This window comes from Streptomyces odontomachi, assembly GCF_024435355.1.
GTDB classification, from domain to species: Bacteria; Actinomycetota; Actinomycetes; order Streptomycetales; family Streptomycetaceae; genus Streptomyces; species Streptomyces odontomachi.
This window is the reverse complement of the sequence record NZ_JAMJWG010000001.1, coordinates 506,663-527,434: the sequence shown is the minus strand read 5'-3', so window position 1 is coordinate 527,434 and position 20,772 is coordinate 506,663. Positions and strand designations below refer to the sequence as shown.

Genomic DNA, 20,772 nt, shown 5'->3' with positions numbered 1-20,772 from the left:
GCTCGGGAGCCTCACACGCCGATGACGTCCAGTACCCGTTCCACGGCCAGTACGCCGCCCAGGCCTAGGACGGCGAGCACCGTGGTGTAGGAGGTGCGCGCCTTGATCGCGTCGATGACGGACAGGTTGAAGTACTCCTTGAACATCCAGAAGCCCGGGTCGTTGACGTGGGAGAAGGCGATCGATCCACACGAGACGGCGAGCACCATGATCTCCGGGTGTACCCCGCTGCCCGCCACCAGCGGCAGCACCACGCCGGAGGCCGTGACCACGGCCACCGTCGCCGACCCGAGGGCCACCCGGAGGATGACCGCGATGAGCCAGGCCAGGATGATGGGGGAGATGGACCAGCCGCCGCTCACGTCCTTGATGTAGTCGGAGATCCCACCGTCGACGAGGACCTGCTTGAAGGCGCCGCCCGCGCCGATGACGAGCAGGATCATGGCCATCGCCTGGGCCGCCGACCGGCATGACGCGCTGACCTCGTCCAGGCTCCGGCCGATGCGCGGTCCGAACGCCCAGACGGCGACGAGCAGCGTGAGCAGCAGGGCGATCGGCGCCGCACCGACGAAGGCGACGGTGTGCAGGACGGGACCGGAGCCGGAGGTGGCCATGTCGGTGATCGCGGCCCCGGCGATCAGCACCACGGGCAGCAGGGCCACCGACAGCGACCAGCCCATCCCCGGCATCTCCTCTTCGGTGAACGTGCGCTCGCTCACCAGGCCCTCGGGGATGGTGGGGTGCATCGCCCGCACGAACGGCAGCCGTGGCCACACCAGGGCGATGAGCGCGCCGGCCGGCACGGCGATGAAGAGGCCGTAGAGCAGCGTCAGGCCGATCGACGCGTGGAAGGTCGAGGCGACCGCGGTCGGTCCGGGGTGCGGGGGCAGGAAGCTGTGCATGGTGGACAGCGCGATCGACATCGGGAGGCCGACCCACAGCAGGTTGGCTCGGGTAACTCTGACCAGGGTGAACGCGACGGGCACGATGATGACGAAGGCGGCCTCGTAGAACATGGTGACGCCGATGACCATGGCGCTCAGCACCATCGCCCACTGCACCCCGCGCGGGCCGCAGATGTCGAGCAGCTTGCCCGCGATGCGCTGGGCCGCGCCGCAGTCACCCATCACCCGGCCGATCATGGCGCCGAGTCCGATGGTGAGCATCGTGTCGCCGATCTGGCCCCCGATGCCCTCCGAGAGCACGTCCGGGATCTTCTCCAGGGGTATCCCCCGGACCACTGCGACGCCCACGGCGACGAGCAGCAGGGCGGCGAAGCCGTTCAGACGCAGCTTCGTCATCAACAGAAGCAGGACCAGCACGCTGATCCCGACGACAACAAGTGGCATGAAGTCGATTCCCCACTCGAGCGGTGTCCCAGCAGTTGCCTTACTTGTCCTCATATGAAGACAGCGTCTAAGTATGGGGATGGAGGTTAGGGACCCGCGGCGCACGAGGTCAATGGGTGTGCAGCGACGGATCTACGATCGGTGCATGTCGCAGAGTGGGGGCGTCCCCGAGGTGAAGTCGGCGGTGCGTACCGTCGCGGTGCTGGAGCTGCTGGCCTCCCGGGGCGACCGGCCGGCACGGCTGCGGGAGATCTCCGAACAGCTGCGGGTACCGCGCAGCAGCATGTACGCCCTGTTGCAGACCCTCGTCGAACACGGCTGGGTGCGCATCGACACGACCGGCTCGCTCTACGGCATCGGGATCCGTGCCCTGCTCACCGGCACCAGCTACCTCGACGGCGACCGCCGGGTGCGAAGGGTGCGCCCGTATCTCGACGAGGCCTCGGACGCCCTCGGGGAGACCATCCACCTGGCGCGCCTCGACGACACGGACGTGGTCTACCTCGCGACCCGTGAATCCCATGAGTACCTGCGCACCATCAGCCGGGTCGGCCGGCGGGTCCCCGCGCACGCCGGCGCCCTCGGCAAGGCGCTGCTCGCCGAACGCCCCGACGACGAACTCCCGCTGCCCGAGGGGCCGCTGGCGTCCTGCACGCAGAACACCCACACCGAACGCGCCGCGCTGCTCGCCGACCTCGCCACGGTCCGCCGGCGCGGCTACTCGATCGACCACGAGGAGACGGTCGTCGGCATCACCGGATTCGGCTTCGCGCTGCGCTACGACGCACCGCCCGTCGATGCCATCAGCTGCTCGGTGCCGGTGTCCCGGCTCACCGACGAGCATGAGCGCCGCATCGTCGCCGTCATGCAGGAGATCCGAGCGAAGATCGAGACCCTGCCGCCGTCGGCGTCCCGTGACGCGGACTGGCGTTAGGGCAGCGCACCGGCGTCGGGGAAACCGTCAGCTCCCGCCCCCCGCGCGCCACAGCGAGACGGCCAGACCGAGGCCGGCCAGCGCGATGGCGATGCGCAACGGGGTCTCGGGCAGCCGGCGCACCACCACGGGCCCCATCCAGCTGCCGCCCAGGCACCCGAGGCCGAGGGCCGCGGCGGCGCCCCAGTCGACCGGTGCCAGGAAGGCGTAGGCGACCGCGGCGGTGACGTTGGCCGCGCCCGTGGCGATGTTCTTCACCGCGTTGGTGACCGGCAGCGGTTCGGTGTGGGACAGCGACAGCACGGCGAGCATCAACACACCGGCGGCAGCGCCGAAGTAGCCGCCGTACAGCCCCACCAGCAGGACCGCACCGGCCGGTAGCAACCCCCTGCGGACGGCACCGTCGGCCATGCCCGACCGCCTCGCGGCGAGGCGGCGAAGCGGATTGCGGGCCAGGATCAGTACCGACCCCGAGGCGATCAGCCAGGGCACCACCCGTTCGAAGGTCGAGGACGGCGTGCCGAGCAGCAGCGCGGCGCCGACCGAGCCACCCAGCGCCGCCAGCAGCGCGAGCCGGCCCAGGCGCCTTCGCTGGCCCCGCAGTTCCTCGCGTGAGCCGGCCGCCGTGCCCACCGCGGTGGAGAACATCGCGACCGTGTTGGTCACGTTGGCGGCCAGCGGCGGCAGGCCGGCGGCCAGCAGCGCCGGGTAGCTCACCAGCGAGGCCAGCCCGGCGATCGAGCCGGCCAGGCCGGCGGCGAAGCCCGCCGCGGCGAGCAGCAGCGCGGATTCGGCCGCCACACGGTCTCCTTTCGTCGTCGGGACACCCGCACCCCGCACCGGTCGACGAGGATGCGCGAGGCGGCGCGCCCTACCGCTCGGGGCGCCGACGCGCGAGGTGCACGGTGATGTCGGCCACCATCTCGACCTGCTCGGGCAGCACCCGCATGATCCGGCTGAACACCTGCTCCTGCGCACGGGCCGGCAACACGAGGTAGGCCGAGATGGTCGACAGATGGCCGACGTAGTCCCGGGCGCCGAACGTCACACGCCGCGGGATCTCCGACTGGCGGACATCGGTGAACCACTCGGACCGTTGCAGTTCCGTCCCCGGCCACTGCATGGCGTGCTCCGGCGGTGTCCCGTCCGGGGACGGGATCTCGTCGCTCTCCAGGAACGGCGCCCTTGCCGCTGCGACGGCTTCCGCCACGTCCCGGTCGGCCAGCCGGACGGGCCCGCCGAACGAGGCGAACACGCCGCCCGGCTCCAGCAGTGCGGCCATGCGCGGCCACCGGTCGGCCGGATCCGTCCAGTGCAGCGCCGCCGCCGCGTACACCAGGCCGTACTTCTCCCCCGCCGTCTCCCCCGTCGCCAGGTCCTCGAAGGCGGCCTGCACCGTCCTGACGTCGGCCGGCACATGCCGGCGCAGTTCGGCGAGCATGGCTGCGTCCGGCTCGGTCGCGGTGACCGCGACCCCGCGTCCAGCGAAGAGGCGGGTCGCCTTGCCGGTACCGGCACCGATCTCGAGGGCGGTGCGAACGGGGTGGGCTGCGTACGCCATCACCACGTCGGCGAGCTCCGCCGGATATCCCGGCCGGAACCGTTCGTAGCTTTCCGCCTTCACGCCGAAGCTCAGTGCACGACCGGACATGCCGAGCATCCTGGCACAGCCGCACGGTCCGGGCTTGATCTTTTCGCGCGAGCAGGCTGTCCTGCCCGAACGTCGAGTAGACAGTGTCTACTCGCTGGTGGTAGACCGCTTCCATGGACATCGAGACCCCTCTGCGCGAGCGCCTGGTCGACGTCGGCGTGGAACTGGTGGCCTCCGAGGGGACGGCTGCGCTGGGGCTTCGGGAGATCGCCCGCCGGGCGGGCGTCTCGCACGGAGCGCCGCGCCGGTACTTCCCGACCCACCACACGCTGCTCAGCGCCATCGCCCACCGCGGCTTCGCCGACCTGAAGGCCCGGTTCGCCGCGGCCGGCGAGAGCACGGCGGCACCGCGCGAACGGCTGGCGGCGATCGCAACGGCCTACGTGCGGTTCGCCGTCGAGAACCCCGGCATGTTCGAGCTGATGTTCCGCCACGACCTGCTCGACAGCGACGGGCAGGCGTCCGACCAGCCACGGCTTCGGGAAACGACCCTCCCGCTGTTCCGGGGCCTGGTGGACCTGGTCGCCCGGCACCAGGCGGAGGCGTTCGCCCACCGCCCCGGCAAAGCCGGCGGGCCCGAGGTGACGACCGCCGCGCTCTGGGCCAACGTGCACGGCATCGCCCAGTTGTGGAGTCGGGGCAGCCTGCCGCTCATGCTGGAGGGTGAACCACCGGGCGCGGACCGGCTCGCCGAACTCCTCGGTGCCGCCCTGGATGCGCACCTCGGTCCGGTCCGCCGGTGAACGCCCCGATACGCCCTCGACTTGCGCTGGCGGCCAGCGTCGCAGGGGCATCCCTCGTCGCCCTGGACGGCACCGTGCTGCTGGTCGCACAGCCCCGCCTTCAGCAGGGGCTGGCGGCGAGCGTGGCACAGGTCCAGTGGGCCAGCACCGCCTACCTGATCGCGGTCGGCGCGCTGCTCGTCGTCTCCGGGCGCCTCGGCGACCGTTACGGACACCAGGGCACGTTCCTCGCCGGCCTGTGCGGCTTCGCGGCGGCGTCGGCCGGTATCGCCGCCGCTCCCGGCATCGGATGGGTGATCGGCCTGCGTGCCGTCCAGGGTGTCTTCGCCGCGCTGCTCCAGCCGGCCACGCTGGCGCTGTTGCGCACGGCCTACCCCGCTGACCGGCTCACTCGGCCGGTGGCCATCCGGACCAGCGCGATCGGCATCGCCTCGGCGGTGGGTCCCGCCCTCGGTGGGGCCCTGGTGGCACACCTGGGCTGGCGTTCGGTGTTCCTCCTCAACGTCCCCTTCGCGCTCGTCGCCGTCGCCCTGACCCTCGCGACGCGGATCCCACGCGTCGTACGCCGCAGGCCGCAGGAGCAGTTGGACCTGGCGGGCGCCTGGTTGCTCGCGGTGGCCCTCGCGGCCCTGGTCGCGGTGGTGGTCGAGGCTCCGGCGCACGGCTGGACCGCTGCACCGATCCTGCTCGGCTTCGCCGTGGCGGCGTGCGCCACCGCCGGTCTCGTGGCGCACGAGCGACGTGCGACGCATCCGATCGTGCCCGGCACGGTGGCACGTTCCCGGCCCGTCACCGCTTCGACGGCGATGCTGCTGGCCACGACCGCCGGTGTGTTCGGCACCTTGTTCGCGGCCGCGTTCTACCTCCAGCACGGGCTGGGCCTCGACGCGTTCACCAGCGCGCTGCGGGTTCTTCCGCTCACCGCGTTCATGATCGTGGGAGCCCCCGTCGCCGGCATGGCGTTGCGCCGCGTCGGAGCGCGCCGCACCGCGCTGGGCGGTGTGCTCCTGGTGGCACTCGGCATCGCCGCGCTCGGCGCCCTCGGTCGGGCCGGATGGGCGGGACCTGCGGGGTTCACCGCCATGGGGGCGGGCTTCGCCACCGTCATGGTCACCGCCACCGGCACCGTCGTCGGTGACGCGCCCCCGCGCTACGCCGGAGTCGTCGGTGGCCTCAAGCAGACCGCCAACAACGTCGGGTCCGCCCTGGGCATCGCCATAGCCACCGGCGTCATGCCATCCGTGGCGTCCACGGCCGCCGCACACCCGACGGCGACCGTTGCGCCCATGGGATCGGCCATGCTCCTCATGGCCGCACTCGCCGCCACCGCTCTCCTGCCCGCCGCCTTGCTCCCCTCTCGGCGGTCGACGGCCTCCGGGCGACGCGCAGCGGGCGCCACGGGGACGACACCACCCGCGCCCGGTGATCGGGTGACCGCGGAGGACGGCTGAGGGCTGGGGAGCGGTGCGGGACCCTGGGCCGCGGGAGAAGGCGGAGAGGTGGGGCGGCTGCACGGCCCGGCCGATGTTGTCCCATACTTTTTTGTCGTCACGACATATATCTGTCGAGTAATCTGCGGTCGCGGATCCGCTGCGCGGCGCGCCGGACGGCCGGGCGGCATCTCGGGGTCGGCCGGCAGTGAGGGATGTGAAGGACGATGGTGGACGGGGCGTCGGGCCGTGCGGCCCGGGGCGCGCGGCGCGGCCGGGCCATGGCGCGCGGCGCCCGGCCGGTGGTCAGTCGACGGCGCGAGATCGGGGACGTCAGCGCGCGCTCGCTCCTGATGACCATGCTCGGCGAGTACATGCTGCCGAAGGGGCGCCCCGTGTGGACGTCCGCGCTGGTGGAGGCCCTGGCGATGTTCGGCGTCGAGGAGAAGTCGGCCCGCCAGGCGCTCGCCCGCACCGCCGCCGAAGGCTGGCTCGACTCGGAGCGGATGGGCCGGCGGGTGCGGTGGGCGCTCACCCCGCCCGGCCGCCGGCTGCTGACCGAGGGCGCCCAGCGGATCTTCGACTTCGGCAGGCGGGACCAGGCGTGGGACGGCAGCTGGCTGGTGATCCTGGTCTCGGTGCCGGAGACCAAACGCGATCTGCGGCACCGGGTGCGTACCCGGCTGAGCTGGGCGGGCTTCGGCTCCCCCGAACCGGGCGTCTGGGTCACCCCGCACGCGACCCGTGAGCCCGAGGCCCTGGGTGTCCTGAAGGAACTCGGCCTCGCCGGGGACGCGATGTCGTTCGTCGCGTCGTACGGCGCCGTGGGCAGCGAGGCCGCCATGGTGTCGCGCGCCTGGGACCTCAGCGGGGTCGAAGAGGGCTACGAGGTCTTCGTCGACGAGTTCACCGGGCTGCATCCCGCCGACGACGACGCCGTGCTGTGCGCCCAGAGCATGCTGGTGCACGAGTGGCGCCGTTTCCCGTTCCTCGACCCCCAGCTGCCGCCGACGCTGCTGCCCGCCGACTGGAGCGGTACGAAGGCCGCCGAGCTGTTCCACCGCAGGCACGCCGAATGGAGTCCGGTGGCGCTGCGGCGCTGGGACGAACTGACCTCGGGGCACGACGCGGGGTGAGGCCGGCCGCCGGACGGGGGACGGCGGCCACGGGAAGCGGGTGCCACCCGCCCTTTCAGACGCCGAGGCCGGGGAAGACCTTCGCCGCGTTGCCGGACAGCACGTCGCGCACGGTCTGCTGGGGCAGGTCCAGGGCACGCAGCGCGGCGACATTGCGGGCGGTGCCGGGGACGCCTGGCCAGTCGGTGCCGAAGATCCATCGGCCGGCGAGCCGGGGCAGGTCGAACCGCGCGTAGTACTCGGGGAGTTTCCGCGGCGGTAGCCCCGCCAGGTCCAGCCATACGTTCGGGGTGGCCAGCGCGAGGAAGGCAGCGGTGTCGTACCACCAGCCCCGCCCGCCGTGGGCGAGGACGAACTGCACGTCGGGAAAGTCCTCCACGGCGTCCAGCAGGAGCTGGGGATCGCCGAACCGGGCCCGGGAGCCGGGGAAACTGGAGGTACCGGAGTGGATGATGACGGGCACACCGCGCTCGGCGCACCGCGCGTACAACGGGTACAGCTCCCGGTCGGCCGGGTCGAACCCACCGTGCACGGGGTGGAGTTTGACCGCCACCGCCCCCAGGTCCAGCTGGCGTTCCGCCTCCGCCGCGACCGGGTGGTGCAGATGCGGGTTGACGTTGGCCACCAACCGGAACCGGGCCGGGTTGTACGCGAGGATCGGCAGCAGGTCCTCGATCGGCTGGATGCCGGTGGCCCGCGGGCTGTACTCGCAGAACAGCAGCGCGCGGTCGACCCCCTCGCTCTCCATCAGGGCGTCAAGACGCTCGGGCACGGGGTCGCCCTGCTCGTCGTAGGCACTGCGCCAGGGGTGCGTTCTGGAGAACTTCTCGGCCCACTCGGACCAGGCCGGTTTCACCGTGGCGAGCCTGGGTGCGTGGACATGGGCGTCGACCACGGTCTCGCCGTCGATCACTGCGGCTCCTTCGTGTTGCGGCGGGTACGCGCCGGGGGGAACGGGAAGCGGGGCGTCAGGCCGGTGTCTTCGACGGTGGGACGGGGCCGGCCCGGTGCCCGTCGGCGTCGCGGAGCATGGCCCGCAGCTCAGCGCGGCGGATCTTGCCGGTGGGGGTGCGCGGGAGCTCCGGCAACGGGACCACCGCGCGGGGGCGTTTGAAGGCGGCCATGGTCTCCCGGCACCAGGCGACCAGCAGCTCCGCGTCCACCTCGCAGCCGGGCTTCGGCACCACGCAGGCGACGGGCTTGTCGAGTCCGTCCGCGTCCGGCACGCCGACCACGGCCACTTCGGCGACGTCCGGGTGGGCCAGCAGCCGCTCCTCCACCTCGGCGGGCGCGACCCAGATGCCGCCCGCCTTGAGCAGGTCGTTGGTGCGGCCCATACAGGTGTAGGTGCCGTCGGGGTTGCGCAGGTAGGTGTCGCCGGTGCGCACCCAGTCGCCGAGGAAGACCTGGCGGGAGGTCTGCGCCCGGCACCAGTAGCCGGTGGCGGCCGACTCGCCGCGCACGTACAGCTCACCGGGTGTGCCGTCGGCCTCGATGACGCCGCCCTGCGCGTCGCGCAGTTCCACGGCGTACCCGGGAACGGGCTCCCCGGACGAGTTCGGGTGCACCCGGCCCGGGCGGTTGGAGAGGAAGATGTGCAGCATCTCGGTCGAGCCGATGCCGTCGAGCACCTCCACGCCGAAGCGGTCCAGCATGCCGTGGTACATCCGGGCGGGCAGCGCCTCCCCCGCCGAGACGCCCTGGCGCACCGTCGCGAAGGCACCGTCGGCGACGCCCGCGTCGGCCAGCAGCGGTCCGAAGAAGCTGGGCATGCCGAACAGGACGGTGGCCCGGTCGGCCGCCGCCCGCCGTGCGAACAGCGCCGGTGACGGTCTGGACGGCTCCAGCAGGGCCGTCGCACCCGCCGCCAGCGGGAAGAACAGGGAGTTGCCGATGCCGTAGGCGAAGAAGAGCTTCGCCACGGACAGACAGCGGTCCTCGGGGCCGAGGCCCAACACCTGCCGCCCGTAGGCCTCGGCCACGAAGGTGATGTCGGTGTGCCGGTGCATGGCCGCCTTGGGCAGGCCGGTGGTGCCCGAGGTGTACAGCCAGAGGGCGGGTGAGTCCGGCCAGGTCGGGTACGGGTCGAGAGCCGTGCCGGTGGGTGCCGTGCCGGCGCCGGCCGCCAGCATCCGCTGCCAGGTGGTCCCTTGGACCTGGCCCGGCAGGCCTGAGGTGTCCTCGCCGGTGAGGACGGTGTGCTCGACCTCCGGCGCGGTGCGGACCGCGGCGCGCACCGGTGCGGCGAACTCCTGCGACGCCAGCACCACCCGGCAGCGTGCGTCGGCCACCAGCGTGCCCAGCTCCGGGCCGGTGAGCATGGTCGAGACGGGGGTGGCAACGGCGCCGATGCGCAGGGCGGCGAGGATGCCGGCGACGAGCTCGACGTCGTCGGTCATGCAGAACACCACCCGCTCCTCCGGGCGTACCCCGAGGGCGCGCAGCCCGGCCGCGACCCGGTGGACCTGGTCGGCCAGCTGCCCGTAGGTCAGGGTGCGCTCCGGGGTGACCAGCGCGGTGCGGGCGCCGTGGCCCGCTCTCAGGTGCCGGTCGAGCAGGTAGTCCGTCGCGTTGAGCACCTCAGCCATCCGGCTCACCCCAGACCCTTCTCACACCAGGCGGACGTACTCGTAGTCGAACGGTTTGCCGTTGATTCCGTTGACCGGCGGGGCGATCCAGCCGGCGATCCTGCCGCGCTCGTACACCGGCTGCATCAGGGAGCGCACGAAGGTCAGGTCTTCCGCGGTGGGCAGCCAGTGGTCCCGGCCGGCCTCCCAGGCCGGTGCGTCGACGATCGTGCCGTCGGGGGTGACGTGGTGCTCGGCGGCGACACCGACGTGGCGGTTGAAGCCCGGGTGGGGCAGCTTGAACCGGAAGTCGATGTCGTGCTCCGCCAGGATCCGGTTCCAGCGGGTCACACCGCGGGCGCAGTCGGAGATGTACTCCGCCCGCAGGTCCAGGTTGAGCGCCAGCAGCGCCGGGACCTCCGACGGTTCCCAGGTGCCGTGGTCGGTGGGCTTCTCCAGGAGGTACCCGTCGTCCGCGAGGAGGTGGTCGTCCGTGCGGCGCTGCTCCTGCCAGCGGCCCTTGAGCCCGGCGGTGTAGTAGTTGGCCGCGTTGGTCGACGTCTCGCTGCCGAACAGGTCGAGCGAGACCGAGAAGTGGAAGTTGATGTACTTCTGGATGACGTCCAGCGGGATGCCCCCGCAGGCGGCGATGGACAGGGAGTCGTGCTCGCGGACCAGCTGGGCGCTGCGGGTGACCACCCGGTCGACACCGGTGGTGCCGACCATCATGTGGTGCGCCTCTTCCTTGAGCATGAACGAGCAGGTGCGGGAGAGCGGGTCGAAGGCGCTCTCCTGGAGCGAACCGAGCTGGTACTTGCCGTCCCGGTCGGTGAAGTACGTGAACATGTAGAAGGCCAGCCAGTCGGCGGTCGCCTCGTTGAAGGCGCCCAGGATGCGCGGCGCGTCGGGGCTGCCGGAGTTGCGGTTCAGCAGCGCTTCGGCCTCCTCGCGGCCCTCCCGGCCGAAGTAGGCGTGCAGCAGGTACACCATCGCCCACAGGTGCCGGCCCTCCTCCACGTTGACCTGGAAGAGGTTGCGCAGGTCGTACAGGCTCGGGGCGGTCAGGCCGAGCAGGCGCTGCTGCTCGACGGAGGCGGGCTCGGTGTCTCCCTGGATCACGATCAGGCGTTGCAGGTCGGCGCGGTACTCGCCGGGCACCTGGTGCCAGACCGGCTCGTCCCGGTGCTCCCCGAAGGCGATCCGGCGCTCCGGGTCGCGCTCGGCGAGGAAGATGCCCCAGCGGTACTCCGGCGGATGGACGTGGTCGAAGTGCGCCCACCCGTCCCGGCCGACGGAGACCGCGGTGCGCAGGTACACGCCGCGGTTCTCCAGCGCCGGGCCCATCTCGCCCCACCAGTTCAGGAACTTGGGCTGCCAGCCTTCGAGGGCGCGCTGGAGCCGGCGGTCGTCGGCCAGGTCGACGTTGTTGGGGATCTTCGCGGCGTAGTCGATCTTCGAGGGCATCGGATCACACTCGTTTCCGGTCGTAGACCGCCTTCCGGCCGGTGCCGTAGCGGCGCAGCGCGCCCTCGGGGCCGGAGGCGTTGGGGCGCACGAAGATCCAGTTCTGCCAGGCGGCGAGCCGGCCGAGGATCTTGGTCTCGATGGTCTCGGGGCCGACGAACCGGTGGTTGGCCTCCATGCCGGTGAGCGCGTCGGGGCTGAGGGCGGCCCGGCTCTCCAGGACGAGGCGGATCTCGTCCTCCCAGTCGAGGTCGTCGGGCGCGTCGGTGACCAGGCCCAGTTCACGGGCCTGGGGGGCGCTCAGCGGCGCTCCTGCCGCGCGCCCCAGCCAGTCGAGATGGTCGTCGGACCCGTAGAAACGGGACTGGAGGCGGGTCAGTCCGTTGGCCATCGGGCAGCTGCCGAAGTTCGCGTCGGACAGGGTCAGCGCGGCCCGCTCGGCGCTGTCGGGGTCGTCCGGCGGCGGGCCGTCCAGCATGTACTGCCTGTCGCAGGCGAGCGCCAGTTCCAGCAGCGGTCCGGCGAAGCAGCTGCCCGGCTCGATGCACGCCACCAGGCTGCGGCTGGTGGCGTCGAGGCGCTTCAGGGTGCGCTTGAAGTAGTGCACGATCTCGTGTGCCAGCCAGTCGCCTTCGGCGGCCGCCGCCAGCACGGCCTGCTCGTGGGCCAGTACCAGAGCGGGATCGCCGGCGGTGCGCAGGACCCAGGTGCCCAGTTCGACCTCGTTCGTGCGCAGCCGCAGGATCAGGTCGTCCAGTGCGCGGGTGACGGCGAGCAGCCATCCCTCGGCGCCCTGGGCGTGCAGCGCGGCGGCGTCCGGGGCGGCGTCGGTGGGTCCGCTGACGGTGATGTCGACGACGGAGAGCGAGCGGTCGTAGGCGGCGCTCACGTGCGGGTAGGTGATGCCGTCCCGGGTGGTCGTGCGCCGCAGCGGCGTCAGCTCGATGCCTGCGGTGCCCGGTCGGCGGGTGCTGCGCCGGGCCGCCTCCTGCGCGCGCTGCTCGACGATCGCCCGGAAGTCCCGGCGCGGGACGACCTCGTCCACCAGCCGCCAGTCCACCGCCGTCTTGCCCCGCACGCCGTCGCTGCGGGTGGCGAACAGATCGGCGAGGTCCTTGCGCACCCGCCGCTTGTCGGTGAGCCGGGTGAGCCCGCCGGTGCCGGGGAGCACGCCGAGCAGGGGAACCTCGGGCAGCGCGACCGTGGAGGAGTTGTCGTCGACCAGCAGGATCCGGTCACAGGCCAGCGCCAGTTCGTACCCGCCGCCCGCGCAGGAGCCGTTGACCGCGGCGATGAAGGTCAGCCCGGAGTGTGCGGACGCGTCTTCCATCCCGGTGCGGGTCTCGTTGGTGAACTTGCAGAAGTTGACCTTCCAGTGGTGCGGGGAGGCCGCCAGCATCCGGATGTTGGCCCCCGCGCAGAACACCTTCTCCTTGGCGCTGGTCAGCACCACGGCGCGCACCTGGGGGTGCTCGAACCGCAGCCGCTGCACCGCGTCGTACAGCTCGATGTCCACGCCCAGGTCGTAGGAGTTGAGCTTCAGCTCGTAGCCGGGCACCAGTCCGCCGCCCTCGTCGACGTCCAGCTCCAGCCAGGCGACCGGCCCGTCGGTGTGCAGCTTCCAGTGCCGGTAGGCGTCCGGGCTCCGGTCGAACGACACCACCGGCGGCGCCGCTTCAGGGGCTCCATCAGCGGCGTCGACGGCCGCGTCGGACCCGTCTGGCATCACCATGACGAACGCCTCCTCACCCGGTCGGGCATCGACGGCAACAATCTTCTACATCATTGCGAAAGGCCGTCAATATTGCGTAGAACAAAATCGTCCTGCGGGAAGCTCAGCCCAGCGCGCCCGGCATCTCCAGCGCACGGGCGGCCTTCGCGAGGGAGAGGTCCTGCTGCCGCGCGTACAGGTCGAAGGGGTCCAGGACCTCCCGGTCGATGGCGGCGGACAGCCAGTCGATGTCGTAGGCGGTGCCGGCCCGGTCGTTGTTGCGGGAGCCCTCGCCGGTGAGGTTGGACTGGAAGATGCCGGCCGCGGAGCGGGGCAGGAAATCCTCGTAGACGATGGGTTCGGCGCGCAGCCAGCCCTGCCGTACCAGTTCGGTGACGCCGGCGGGCGGCCGGGTGCCGTCCTGCGGTCGGTCCTGCACCACCTGGTAGGTGAAGTGGGCCAGTTGCCGGGCGGCGAGCTCGTGTTCGGTGGCGGGGACGTGCTCCGCCCACACGCTGCGGGCGACCTCGGCCCGGTCCGCCGTGGGCCGGGCGGCGGCCTGCTCGTCCACCAGGGTCAGCAACCGGTCGTAGCGGGCGCGGCCCTCACGGGTCAGGGCGATGCCGCGCGCCTCGACCTCGCCGAACCGCACCCGCAGGGCGCCGCTCACCACCGAGCCGTCCGTGCCGCGCATGGCCCGGGGCTCGGCGAGGGCGCGGAAGGAGGTCTGGCGCAGCAGCAGGTCGGGGCCCTGCCAGCGCGGGGGGCCCTGGATGGCGTCGATCATCTCGATGCCGCGCCCCGTCATCCGCCGGTAGAGCTCGTCGATGTCCAGGACACGCGGTGTGAGGTGGTTGATGTGGGTGCTGCGGACACCGCCGATGTCCGCGGCGACGGCCGAGACCCGCTCCAGGGTCTCGTACCAGGCCTTGTCGATCGGTTCGGTCGACAGCTCGAAGGCCTGCACGGCGAGCTGGAGGAAGCGTTCCGCGTCCGCGTCGGGCAGTTCGCCCTCGGCTTCGGCCCGGTCGGCGAGGGCGAGCAGTTCCGGCGGGAACAGTTCGCGTCCGGCGAGGAAGGTCGTCAGGCGGGCGCGCAGGTCGTCGTCGAAGAACCGCGGGTCGGCGGGGGTGAGCATGGAGGTGAAGACGCGGAAGGGGTTGCGCGCCAGCTCCGCGCCGTCGACGGGCCGGAAAGCGGTGGAGACGACGGGAACCGCGCTGGTGGCGGCCTCGCGCAGATCGTAGAAGCCGACCGGGCGCATCCCCAGGGCGCCGAAGATGCGGGCGACCTGCTGCATCTCCTGGGGGGTGCCGACCCGGATCGCGCCGTGCCGTTCCGCGGTCACCCGGCTGATGGATCCCAGGCGCTCGGCGTCGGCGCCCTGGGCACGCAGGACGTCCTCGTTCACCTCACGGGAGACGTCCACGAGGGTGGTGTAGGCGGGGACCTCCCGTCCGTACATGTCGGAGAGCCGCGCAGCGAATGCGGCGCGCAGCTGCCACTGGCTGGTCATGGTGAAGAGGGCCTTTCCGTACGGGGTGCCGGGGTGTCGGGCTGTCGGGCTGTCGGCGGGCGGAACCGGTGCGCGGAGCCGGGCAGAAGGCGGTGCCGCGCTATGCCTGGCCGATCTTCCGCGGCGCTGTTTCCCGCGTCGCCAGGACCACGATCAAGGTGATGACGGCGGCGGCCATGATGTAGAACGCGGGAGAGGCGACGACCCCGGTCCTGGCCACGATGAAGGTGACGATGAAGGGTGCGGTGCCTCCGAAGGCGGAGACCGAGAAGTTGTAGCCGAGGGAGAACCCGCCGAAGCGCACCCGGGTGCTGAAGAGTTCGTTCATCGCCGCCAGGGTCGGGCCGAGGAAGACGCCCAGGACCAGTCCGAGACCGCAGTGCGCGAGGACCGCGAGCACGGTGTTGTGCGCGTCCATGAGGACGAACAGCGGGTAGGCGAGGAGCACGGCGAGCACGCATGAACCCCCCAGCACCAGCCGGCGGCCCACCACGTCGGAGGCCGCACCCGTCAGCGGGATCAACAGGCACACCAGCACCATGGAGACGACCGAGGAGACCGAGGCGAGGGTGGCCGAGTAGCCCAGCGTGTTCACCTGGTAACTCGGGATGAACGTGAGGATCACGTAGAGCGCGGCGTTCTGGAACAGCGAATACCCCGCCGTGCGGATGATCGACCGCCAGTGCTGGGTGATCGACTCGCGCAGGGGGTGCCTGGCGACCTTGCCCTCGGCGCGCAGCGCGACGAACTCCGGGGTCTCTTCCAGCTTGTTCCGGATGTAGAGCCCGATGGCGCCGATCGGGGCGGTGAGCAGGAACGGGATGCGCCAGCCCCAGTCCTCGACCTGCTGGGCGGACAGGGCGAAGTTGAGCACCAGCACGACCAGCGAGCCGAGCAGGAATCCGAGGATGCAGCCCATCTCGACCAGGCTCACCAGGTAGCCGCGCCGTTTGGGGGGCGCGTACTCGGCGACGAACGCGGACGCGCCGCCCATCTCCCCGCCGGCCGAGAAGCCCTGGATCAGCCGGAGGACCACCAGCAGCAGCGGGGCGAGCACTCCGATCGAGGCGTACGAGGGCAGCAGGCCGACGCAGAGCGTCGCGACCGAGACCGAGATGATGACCCAGGCCAGGGTCTTCTGCCGGCCGATGCGGTCACCGAGCGCGCCGAAGAAGATGCCGCCCAGCGGGCGCACGGCGAAGGCGACGCCGAACACGGCGAAGGAGCTCAGCAGCTGGGTGGTGGGGTCGCTGCCGGGGAAGAACACCTTGCCCAGCACGGTGGCCAGATAGCCGTACACGGCGACGTCGAACCATTCGACGATGCTGCCGATGGTGGCTCCGACGGTGGCCCGGCGCAGCGTGGACCGATCGGGATTCGGTTGTCGCTCCGGTGTCCCCGCTGTCTTGGGGACGGTGGACTTGGAGACAGCACTCACAGAGGCTCCCGGTGGGACAGGCGGGCACAGCCGCCGGACAGTGCGGCGACTGTAGGAAATCGTCGGACGATGCGCAAGGGTTTGGGTCCACCGGCACCCTCGTCATCGGACGACCCCGGGCCGCTCACTCGCGATACTCCTTCAACAGCGCCTCCTCCGCGTCCGCCAGGTACACCTCCAGCAGGTCCGCCGCCCCCTCGACGTCTCCGGAGTACAGGGCCGACGCTATCTCCCGGTGCCGTTCGAGGAAGCCGGCGTGGAAGGTGCGGACGTCCCCCATCTGCGCATACGCCAGCCGGAACTCCGCCAGGACGCCGCTCATCATGGCGTTCAGCCGCTCGCTGCCGACCAGTGCCACCAGCGCCTCGTGGAACCGGATGCTCGCGGCCGCCACGTCGTCCCAGCGCAGCTCCTCCCGCGCGGCGAGCCCGTCGGAGATGGCGCCCGAGAGCCTGCGCAGCCCCGCGGGCGTCAGGGTGCGGATACGCCGCACGGCCGCGCACTCGACGATCCGCCTGACCTCGTAGAGATCGGCCACGTCCGCCCGGGACAGCTGGCGCACGAAGACGCCCCTGCTCAGCTCGTGCACCAGCAGCCGTTCCCTGATGAGCCGCTGGAAGGCCTCGCGCAAGGTGCTCCGGGAGACGCCGTGCGCCTCCCGCACCCGCTCCTCCGACAGCCGGGAACCCGGCTTCAGCTCGCCGGAGACGATCTGCGTGCGCAGCGCGTCCGCCACCCGGCTCGCGGCGCCGCTCGAATCCGCCATCCCTGCTCCGTTCCTCATATGCCCGGCCGCGGGGGCGCCGGCGGCCGGTCGGTTTCCCGTGCGGTGACGCAGCCACACGTCGGCACGAGGGGTCGTCAGAGTCTAGCGATTTCGTCAGACGAAATCTTGCTAAATCGTCGGACGATCTGTAGCGTCCACCGGGCGCGCTGCTGGCCGGTTCCCAGGCCCCGCGCACCTTCTGAACGGCCCCGGAGGACTTCAATGACCCATTCCCGCGCACTGCGTGTCGGGGTAGACATCGGCGGCACCTTCACGGACATGGCGATCCTCGACGACTCCGGGATCGTCGCCGTCGGCAAGACGCTCACCACCCACAGCGAGCCCGCCGCCGCCGTGGAGAGAGTGCTGCGGGAGACCCTGGTGGCGCACCGGCTGGACCCCGCGGACATCACCACGTTCGTGCACGGCACCACCCTGGTGACGAACGCGCTGATCGAGCGCCGCGGCGCCAGGACCGCGCTGGTCACCACCGAGGGCTTCCGCGATGTGGTGGAGATGGGCCGCGAGCACCGCTACGAGCTCTACGACCTCGACCTGGAACTGCCCCGCCCCCTCGTGCCGCGGCATCTGCGTTTCGGGGTGCGCGAGCGGGTGCTGGCCGACGGGACGGTCGACACACCGCTGGACACGACCACCGTGAAGCAGCTCGCTGCCGAGCTGGCGGCGGCCCACGTCCAGGCCGTCGCCGTGTGCTTCCTGCACAGCCACACCAACGACGCGCACGAGCGGCAGGCCCGGGAGATCATCCGGGCCACCGCCCCGGAGCTGCGGGTGGCGCTGTCCAGCGAGGTGAACCCCGAGATCCGCGAGTACGAGCGGAGCTCGACCACCCTGGCCAACGTCTACGTCCAGCAGCTCGTCGAGACCTACCTGGAGGACCTGCGCACCCGGCTGCGCGGCCTCGGGCTGCGCCGCGACCCGTTGATCATGCTGTCGAACGGTGGAGTCGCCGCGATCGACGTCGCCCGCAGGTTCCCGATCCGGATGCTGGAGTCCGGTCCTGCCGGCGGCGCACTGGGAGCCGTCGCCTTCGGCCGCGGCGCGCAGCGCCCGAACCAGATGGCCTTCGACATGGGCGGCACCACCGCCAAGCTCTGCATGATCGAGGGTCACCGCCCGCTGGTCACCCACACCTTCGAGGTGGACCGGGTGTACCGGCTGCGCGCCGGCTCGGGACTGCCCGTGCGGGCCCCGGTGATCGACATGATCGAGATCGGTACGGGCGGCGGCTCGATCGCCCGGGTCGACGCGCTCGGCCTGATCACCGTCGGTCCCGACTCGGCCGGCTCCGAGCCGGGACCGGTCGGCTACGGCCGCGGCGGCACCCGTTGCACCGTCACCGACGCGGACGTCGTCCTCGGCTATCTGGACCCGCACAGCTTCCTGGGCGGCGACATGACCCTGGACGCCACGGGGGCGGCCGCCGCCGTCGAGGACCAGATCGCCCGGCGGCTCGGCATCAGCGTGGCCGAGGCCGCCTGGGGCATCCACGCGACGGCCAACGAGTCCATGGCGAACGCGGCCCGCGTGCACGCCATCGAACGGGGCCAGGACCCCACCCGCCTCCCGCTGTTCGTCTCCGGCGGCAACGGTCCCCTGCACGGCCCCGGCGTGGCGAGCGCGCTCGGCTCCCCCACCATGGTGGTCCCGCCGGCCGCTGGGGTGCTGAGCGCCCTGGGTTTCCTGTCCGCGCCGATGTCCATCGACATCGTCCGCTCCCGCCATGCGGAACTGCACACCGTCGACCTCGCCACGGCCGAGGAGATCTTCGGCGCGATGGAACGCGAGGGGACCGAGGTGCTGTGCGGTTCCGGTGTGCCGGAGGCGGACATCGTCCACGAGCGCACCCTGGAGATGCGCTTCGTCGGGCAGGGCAGCGAGATCGAGGTACCGGCGCCCGCGCTGGACGGCGACTGGCGTGCGGCCCTGGCGGAGGGCTTCGCCGAGCAGTACCGGCAGCGGTTCGGGACCGTCGCGCCCGTCGGGGTCAGGATCGAGATCCTCACCTGGCGCGTCGCCTCCCGGGGCCCGGACCCGCAGGCGCAGCTGCGCCGGGACCGCCCGGCCACGGCCGAAGCCGCCCTCGTCGGCCACCGCGACGCCTACTTCCCCTCGGCCGGCGGCTATGTGTCCACGGCCGTCTACGAGCGGTACCGGCTCGCGGTCGGCACGGCCGTCGAAGGGCCGGCACTGGTGCAGGAGCGGGAGTCGACCCTGGTCGTGCCGCCCGCCGCCACCTGCACCGTCGGCGACGACGGCAGCATCCTCGTCGAGTTCACCCCTGGAGAGACCCGATGACCACCACTCCCCCTGCCCCCGTCGGTCCGGCCGGTGCGGTCGACCCGGTCGTGGTCGGTCTGGTGACCAACCGGCTGCACTCCCTGCTGGACGAGACGCAGGCCGCGCTGGTGAACACCGCCTTCAGCCCGGTGGTGCGCGAATCCCTCGACCTCGCCTGTGCGGTGTTCGACAGCCGGGGCGAGATGATCGGCCAGTCCTCCGGCGGCACCCCGGGGCACATCAACGCGATGGCGACCGGGATGCAGCACATCGTGGCGAAGTACCCGCCCGGCGTCCTCGCCGACGGCGACGTGCTCATCACCAACGACCCCTGGATGACGGCGGGCCAGATCAACGACATCACGGTCGCCACCCCCGTCTTCCGCGGCGGTGCGCTGGTCGCCTGGTTCGCCAGCTGCTGCCACTCGCCCGACATCGGCGGGCGGATCCTGTCCGCGGCGGCCACCGAGGTGTTCGAGGAGGGGCTCCGCCTGCCCGTCCTCAAACTGCGCAGCGCCGCGGGGCCCAACGAGACCCTGGAAGAGCTCATCCGCGCCAACGTGCGCACCCCCGACGAGACGATGGGCGACATCTACGCGCAGGTGGCGGCCAACCAGGTGGGCGCCCGCAGCCTCGGCAGGATGATGGACGAGTTCGGCCTCGACAGCATCGACGCCGTCGCCGCCGAGATCATGCTCCGCTCCGAGAAGGCCCTGCGCACCGCACTGCGCGCGCTGCGCGACGGACGGTACGAGTCACGGATGACGTCCGACGGCTTCAACGGCGAGCCGATCGATCTCGCGGTGGCCGTGACCATCGACGGGGACCACATCGACATCGACTACGCCGGCTCGTCGCCGCAGTCCCCGCACGGTGTGAACGTGGTCCTCAACTACACCCGGGCGTACACCTCCTTCGCGATCAAGGCGGCCCTGGCCCCGGAGGTCCCGCACAACGCAGGATCGTTCCGCCCGGTCCGGGTGAGCGCGCCCCGCGGCTCGGTGCTGAACTGCATCGACCCCGCACCGGTCGCCTCCCGGCATCTGGTCGGGCACTTCCTGCCGAGCCTGCTGTTCGACGCGCTGCGTCCCGCCGTTCCCCAGGGACTGCCCGCCACCAGCTCCGACGCCCTGTGGATGACCGTGTGGCGCGGCGCGGACATGGCGGAGACGCACCCGTTCACCCTCACCGTGTTCGGCGCCGGCGGAGTGGGCGGTCGCCCCGGCAAGGACGGTCTCAACACCACCGGCTTCCCCACCGGCGTACGGGCCGCCCCCACCGAGGTGCTGGAGACGCTCACCCCGCTCGTCCAGCTCCAGCGCGAGCTGCGCCCCGACTCGGGCGGGCCCGGCGAGTACCGGGGCGGCCTCGGACAGGTGGTGCGGGTCGGCCGGCGCGGCGAGCACGGCTGGACGGTCAACGCCAACATCGACCGGATCGAGAACCCCGCTCCGGGTGCGCTGGGCGGACTGCCCGGCGGTCCCGGCGAGTTCACCGACAGTGCCACCCAGGAGCGGTTGCCCCGCAAGCAGTTGGTGCGGCTCGGCTCCGACTCCGTGGTCCGGCTGCGGTTCCCCGGCGGGGGCGGCTACGGCGACCCGAAGGCACGTCCTGTCGAGCGGGTGCTCGACGACGTCGTCAACGGCTACGTGACCTGCGAGGCCGCGCGTGAGCGCTACGGGGTCCACATTGAGTACGTCGGGGATCCCGACGCCCTGGTGCGGCCTCCCGAGTCCTACCGCGTCGTGCGGGCCCGCGGCTGACGC

At 71.8% G+C, this 20,772-nt stretch carries 16 protein-coding genes; 6 read left to right on the top strand and 10 right to left on the bottom strand.

From position 1 onward, the window contains the following. Positions 1 to 11 precede the first annotated feature (11 nt). The gene (locus tag NQO67_RS02200) at positions 12 to 1,349 is read right to left on the bottom strand and encodes a gluconate:H+ symporter (protein WP_255945735.1); all 1,338 of its coding nucleotides are present in this window, start codon (positions 1,347 to 1,349) and stop codon (positions 12 to 14) included. Between the two features lie 145 nt (positions 1,350 to 1,494). Between NQO67_RS02200 and NQO67_RS02195 the strand changes: the two genes are divergently transcribed. Then, positions 1,495 to 2,283, top strand: a complete 789-nt coding sequence (locus NQO67_RS02195; protein ID WP_255945734.1) for an IclR family transcriptional regulator — start codon at positions 1,495 to 1,497, stop codon at positions 2,281 to 2,283. Between the two features lie 27 nt (positions 2,284 to 2,310). Here NQO67_RS02195 and NQO67_RS02190 read toward each other — a convergent pair whose 3' ends face one another. After that, a complete protein-coding gene (locus NQO67_RS02190; protein ID WP_255945733.1) occupies positions 2,311 to 3,084 on the bottom strand; it encodes a sulfite exporter TauE/SafE family protein in 774 nt (257 codons plus the stop codon). A gap of 70 nt (positions 3,085 to 3,154) precedes the next feature. Further along, positions 3,155 to 3,934, bottom strand: a complete 780-nt coding sequence (locus tag NQO67_RS02185) for a class I SAM-dependent methyltransferase (RefSeq protein WP_255945732.1) — start codon at positions 3,932 to 3,934, stop codon at positions 3,155 to 3,157. A 113-nt stretch (positions 3,935 to 4,047) separates the two neighbouring features. On the opposite strand from NQO67_RS02185, the gene NQO67_RS02180 reads away from it, so the two are divergent. The 3 genes from NQO67_RS02180 to NQO67_RS02170 all read left to right on the top strand — a co-directional run bounded on the left by NQO67_RS02180 (position 4,048) and on the right by NQO67_RS02170 (position 7,243). After that, positions 4,048 to 4,677 (top strand): TetR/AcrR family transcriptional regulator, encoded by a 630-nt coding sequence (locus NQO67_RS02180; protein WP_255945730.1) that lies wholly within the window; start codon positions 4,048 to 4,050, stop codon positions 4,675 to 4,677. Beyond that, positions 4,674 to 6,128 (top strand): MFS transporter, encoded by a 1,455-nt coding sequence (locus tag NQO67_RS02175; RefSeq protein ID WP_255945728.1) that lies wholly within the window; start codon positions 4,674 to 4,676, stop codon positions 6,126 to 6,128. The genes NQO67_RS02180 and NQO67_RS02175 overlap by 4 nt, the downstream gene beginning before the upstream one ends. A 206-nt stretch (positions 6,129 to 6,334) precedes the next feature. Beyond that, complete coding sequence (locus NQO67_RS02170; protein ID WP_255945726.1) at positions 6,335 to 7,243, top strand: PaaX family transcriptional regulator; 909 nt, start codon at positions 6,335 to 6,337, stop codon at positions 7,241 to 7,243. Between the two features lie 55 nt (positions 7,244 to 7,298). On the opposite strand, the gene NQO67_RS02165 is transcribed toward NQO67_RS02170, so the two are convergent. From NQO67_RS02165 to NQO67_RS02135, 7 genes are all read right to left on the bottom strand, one after another. Then, on the bottom strand, positions 7,299 to 8,156 hold the full coding sequence (locus NQO67_RS02165; RefSeq protein ID WP_255945724.1) for an amidohydrolase family protein: 858 nt from the start codon (positions 8,154 to 8,156) through the stop codon (positions 7,299 to 7,301). Between the two features lie 55 nt (positions 8,157 to 8,211). Then, on the bottom strand, positions 8,212 to 9,831 hold the full coding sequence (locus NQO67_RS02160; protein WP_255945723.1) for a benzoate-CoA ligase family protein: 1,620 nt from the start codon (positions 9,829 to 9,831) through the stop codon (positions 8,212 to 8,214). 21 nt (positions 9,832 to 9,852) lie between these two features. Continuing rightward, entirely contained in the window at positions 9,853 to 11,274 is a 1,422-nt protein-coding gene (gene boxB, locus NQO67_RS02155; RefSeq protein WP_255945721.1) for a benzoyl-CoA 2,3-epoxidase subunit BoxB, read from the bottom strand. Between the two features lie 4 nt (positions 11,275 to 11,278). Then, positions 11,279 to 13,006 (bottom strand): 2,3-epoxybenzoyl-CoA dihydrolase, encoded by a 1,728-nt coding sequence (gene boxC / locus NQO67_RS02150; RefSeq protein WP_255945719.1) that lies wholly within the window; start codon positions 13,004 to 13,006, stop codon positions 11,279 to 11,281. A 103-nt stretch (positions 13,007 to 13,109) separates the two neighbouring features. Beyond that, positions 13,110 to 14,501 carry a 2-oxoadipate dioxygenase/decarboxylase gene (gene hglS / locus NQO67_RS02145; protein ID WP_255945717.1) on the bottom strand — a complete coding sequence of 464 codons (1,392 nt, stop codon included), beginning with the start codon at positions 14,499 to 14,501 and terminating at the stop codon, positions 13,110 to 13,112. A 100-nt stretch (positions 14,502 to 14,601) separates the two neighbouring features. Next, positions 14,602 to 15,939, bottom strand: coding sequence for an MFS transporter (locus tag NQO67_RS02140; RefSeq protein ID WP_255945715.1), 1,338 nt, complete (start codon positions 15,937 to 15,939; stop codon positions 14,602 to 14,604). 124 nt (positions 15,940 to 16,063) lie between these two features. Then, positions 16,064 to 16,705: a GntR family transcriptional regulator gene (locus NQO67_RS02135; RefSeq protein ID WP_255945713.1), complete on the bottom strand. Its 642-nt coding sequence runs from the start codon at positions 16,703 to 16,705 to the stop codon at positions 16,064 to 16,066. A gap of 222 nt (positions 16,706 to 16,927) precedes the next feature. Between NQO67_RS02135 and NQO67_RS02130 the strand changes: the two genes are divergently transcribed. Together NQO67_RS02130 and NQO67_RS02125 are read left to right on the top strand one after the other, a co-directional pair. Further along, positions 16,928 to 19,024 carry a hydantoinase/oxoprolinase family protein gene (locus NQO67_RS02130; protein ID WP_255945711.1) on the top strand — a complete coding sequence of 699 codons (2,097 nt, stop codon included), beginning with the start codon at positions 16,928 to 16,930 and terminating at the stop codon, positions 19,022 to 19,024. Beyond that, positions 19,021 to 20,769 carry a hydantoinase B/oxoprolinase family protein gene (locus NQO67_RS02125; protein ID WP_255945709.1) on the top strand — a complete coding sequence of 583 codons (1,749 nt, stop codon included), beginning with the start codon at positions 19,021 to 19,023 and terminating at the stop codon, positions 20,767 to 20,769. Before NQO67_RS02130 ends, NQO67_RS02125 begins: the two co-directional genes overlap by 4 nt. The last annotated feature ends 3 nt before the right edge of the window (positions 20,770 to 20,772 follow it).

Coding starts and splice junctions, on each gene's coding strand:
- NQO67_RS02200 (WP_255945735.1), bottom strand. CDS start 1,349: ATGCCACTTGTTGTCGTCGGGATCAGCGTGCTGGTCCTGCTTCTGTTG.
- NQO67_RS02195 (WP_255945734.1), top strand. CDS start 1,495: ATGTCGCAGAGTGGGGGCGTCCCCGAGGTGAAGTCGGCGGTGCGTACC.
- NQO67_RS02185 (WP_255945732.1), bottom strand. CDS start 3,934: ATGTCCGGTCGTGCACTGAGCTTCGGCGTGAAGGCGGAAAGCTACGAA.
- NQO67_RS02180 (WP_255945730.1), top strand. CDS start 4,048: ATGGACATCGAGACCCCTCTGCGCGAGCGCCTGGTCGACGTCGGCGTG.
- NQO67_RS02170 (WP_255945726.1), top strand. CDS start 6,335: ATGGTGGACGGGGCGTCGGGCCGTGCGGCCCGGGGCGCGCGGCGCGGC.
- NQO67_RS02160 (WP_255945723.1), bottom strand. CDS start 9,831: ATGGCTGAGGTGCTCAACGCGACGGACTACCTGCTCGACCGGCACCTG.
- boxB (WP_255945721.1), bottom strand. CDS start 11,274: ATGCCCTCGAAGATCGACTACGCCGCGAAGATCCCCAACAACGTCGAC.
- boxC (WP_255945719.1), bottom strand. CDS start 13,006: ATGGTGATGCCAGACGGGTCCGACGCGGCCGTCGACGCCGCTGATGGA.
- hglS (WP_255945717.1), bottom strand. CDS start 14,501: ATGACCAGCCAGTGGCAGCTGCGCGCCGCATTCGCTGCGCGGCTCTCC.
- NQO67_RS02135 (WP_255945713.1), bottom strand. CDS start 16,705: ATGGCGGATTCGAGCGGCGCCGCGAGCCGGGTGGCGGACGCGCTGCGC.
- NQO67_RS02130 (WP_255945711.1), top strand. CDS start 16,928: ATGACCCATTCCCGCGCACTGCGTGTCGGGGTAGACATCGGCGGCACC.
- NQO67_RS02125 (WP_255945709.1), top strand. CDS start 19,021: ATGACCACCACTCCCCCTGCCCCCGTCGGTCCGGCCGGTGCGGTCGAC.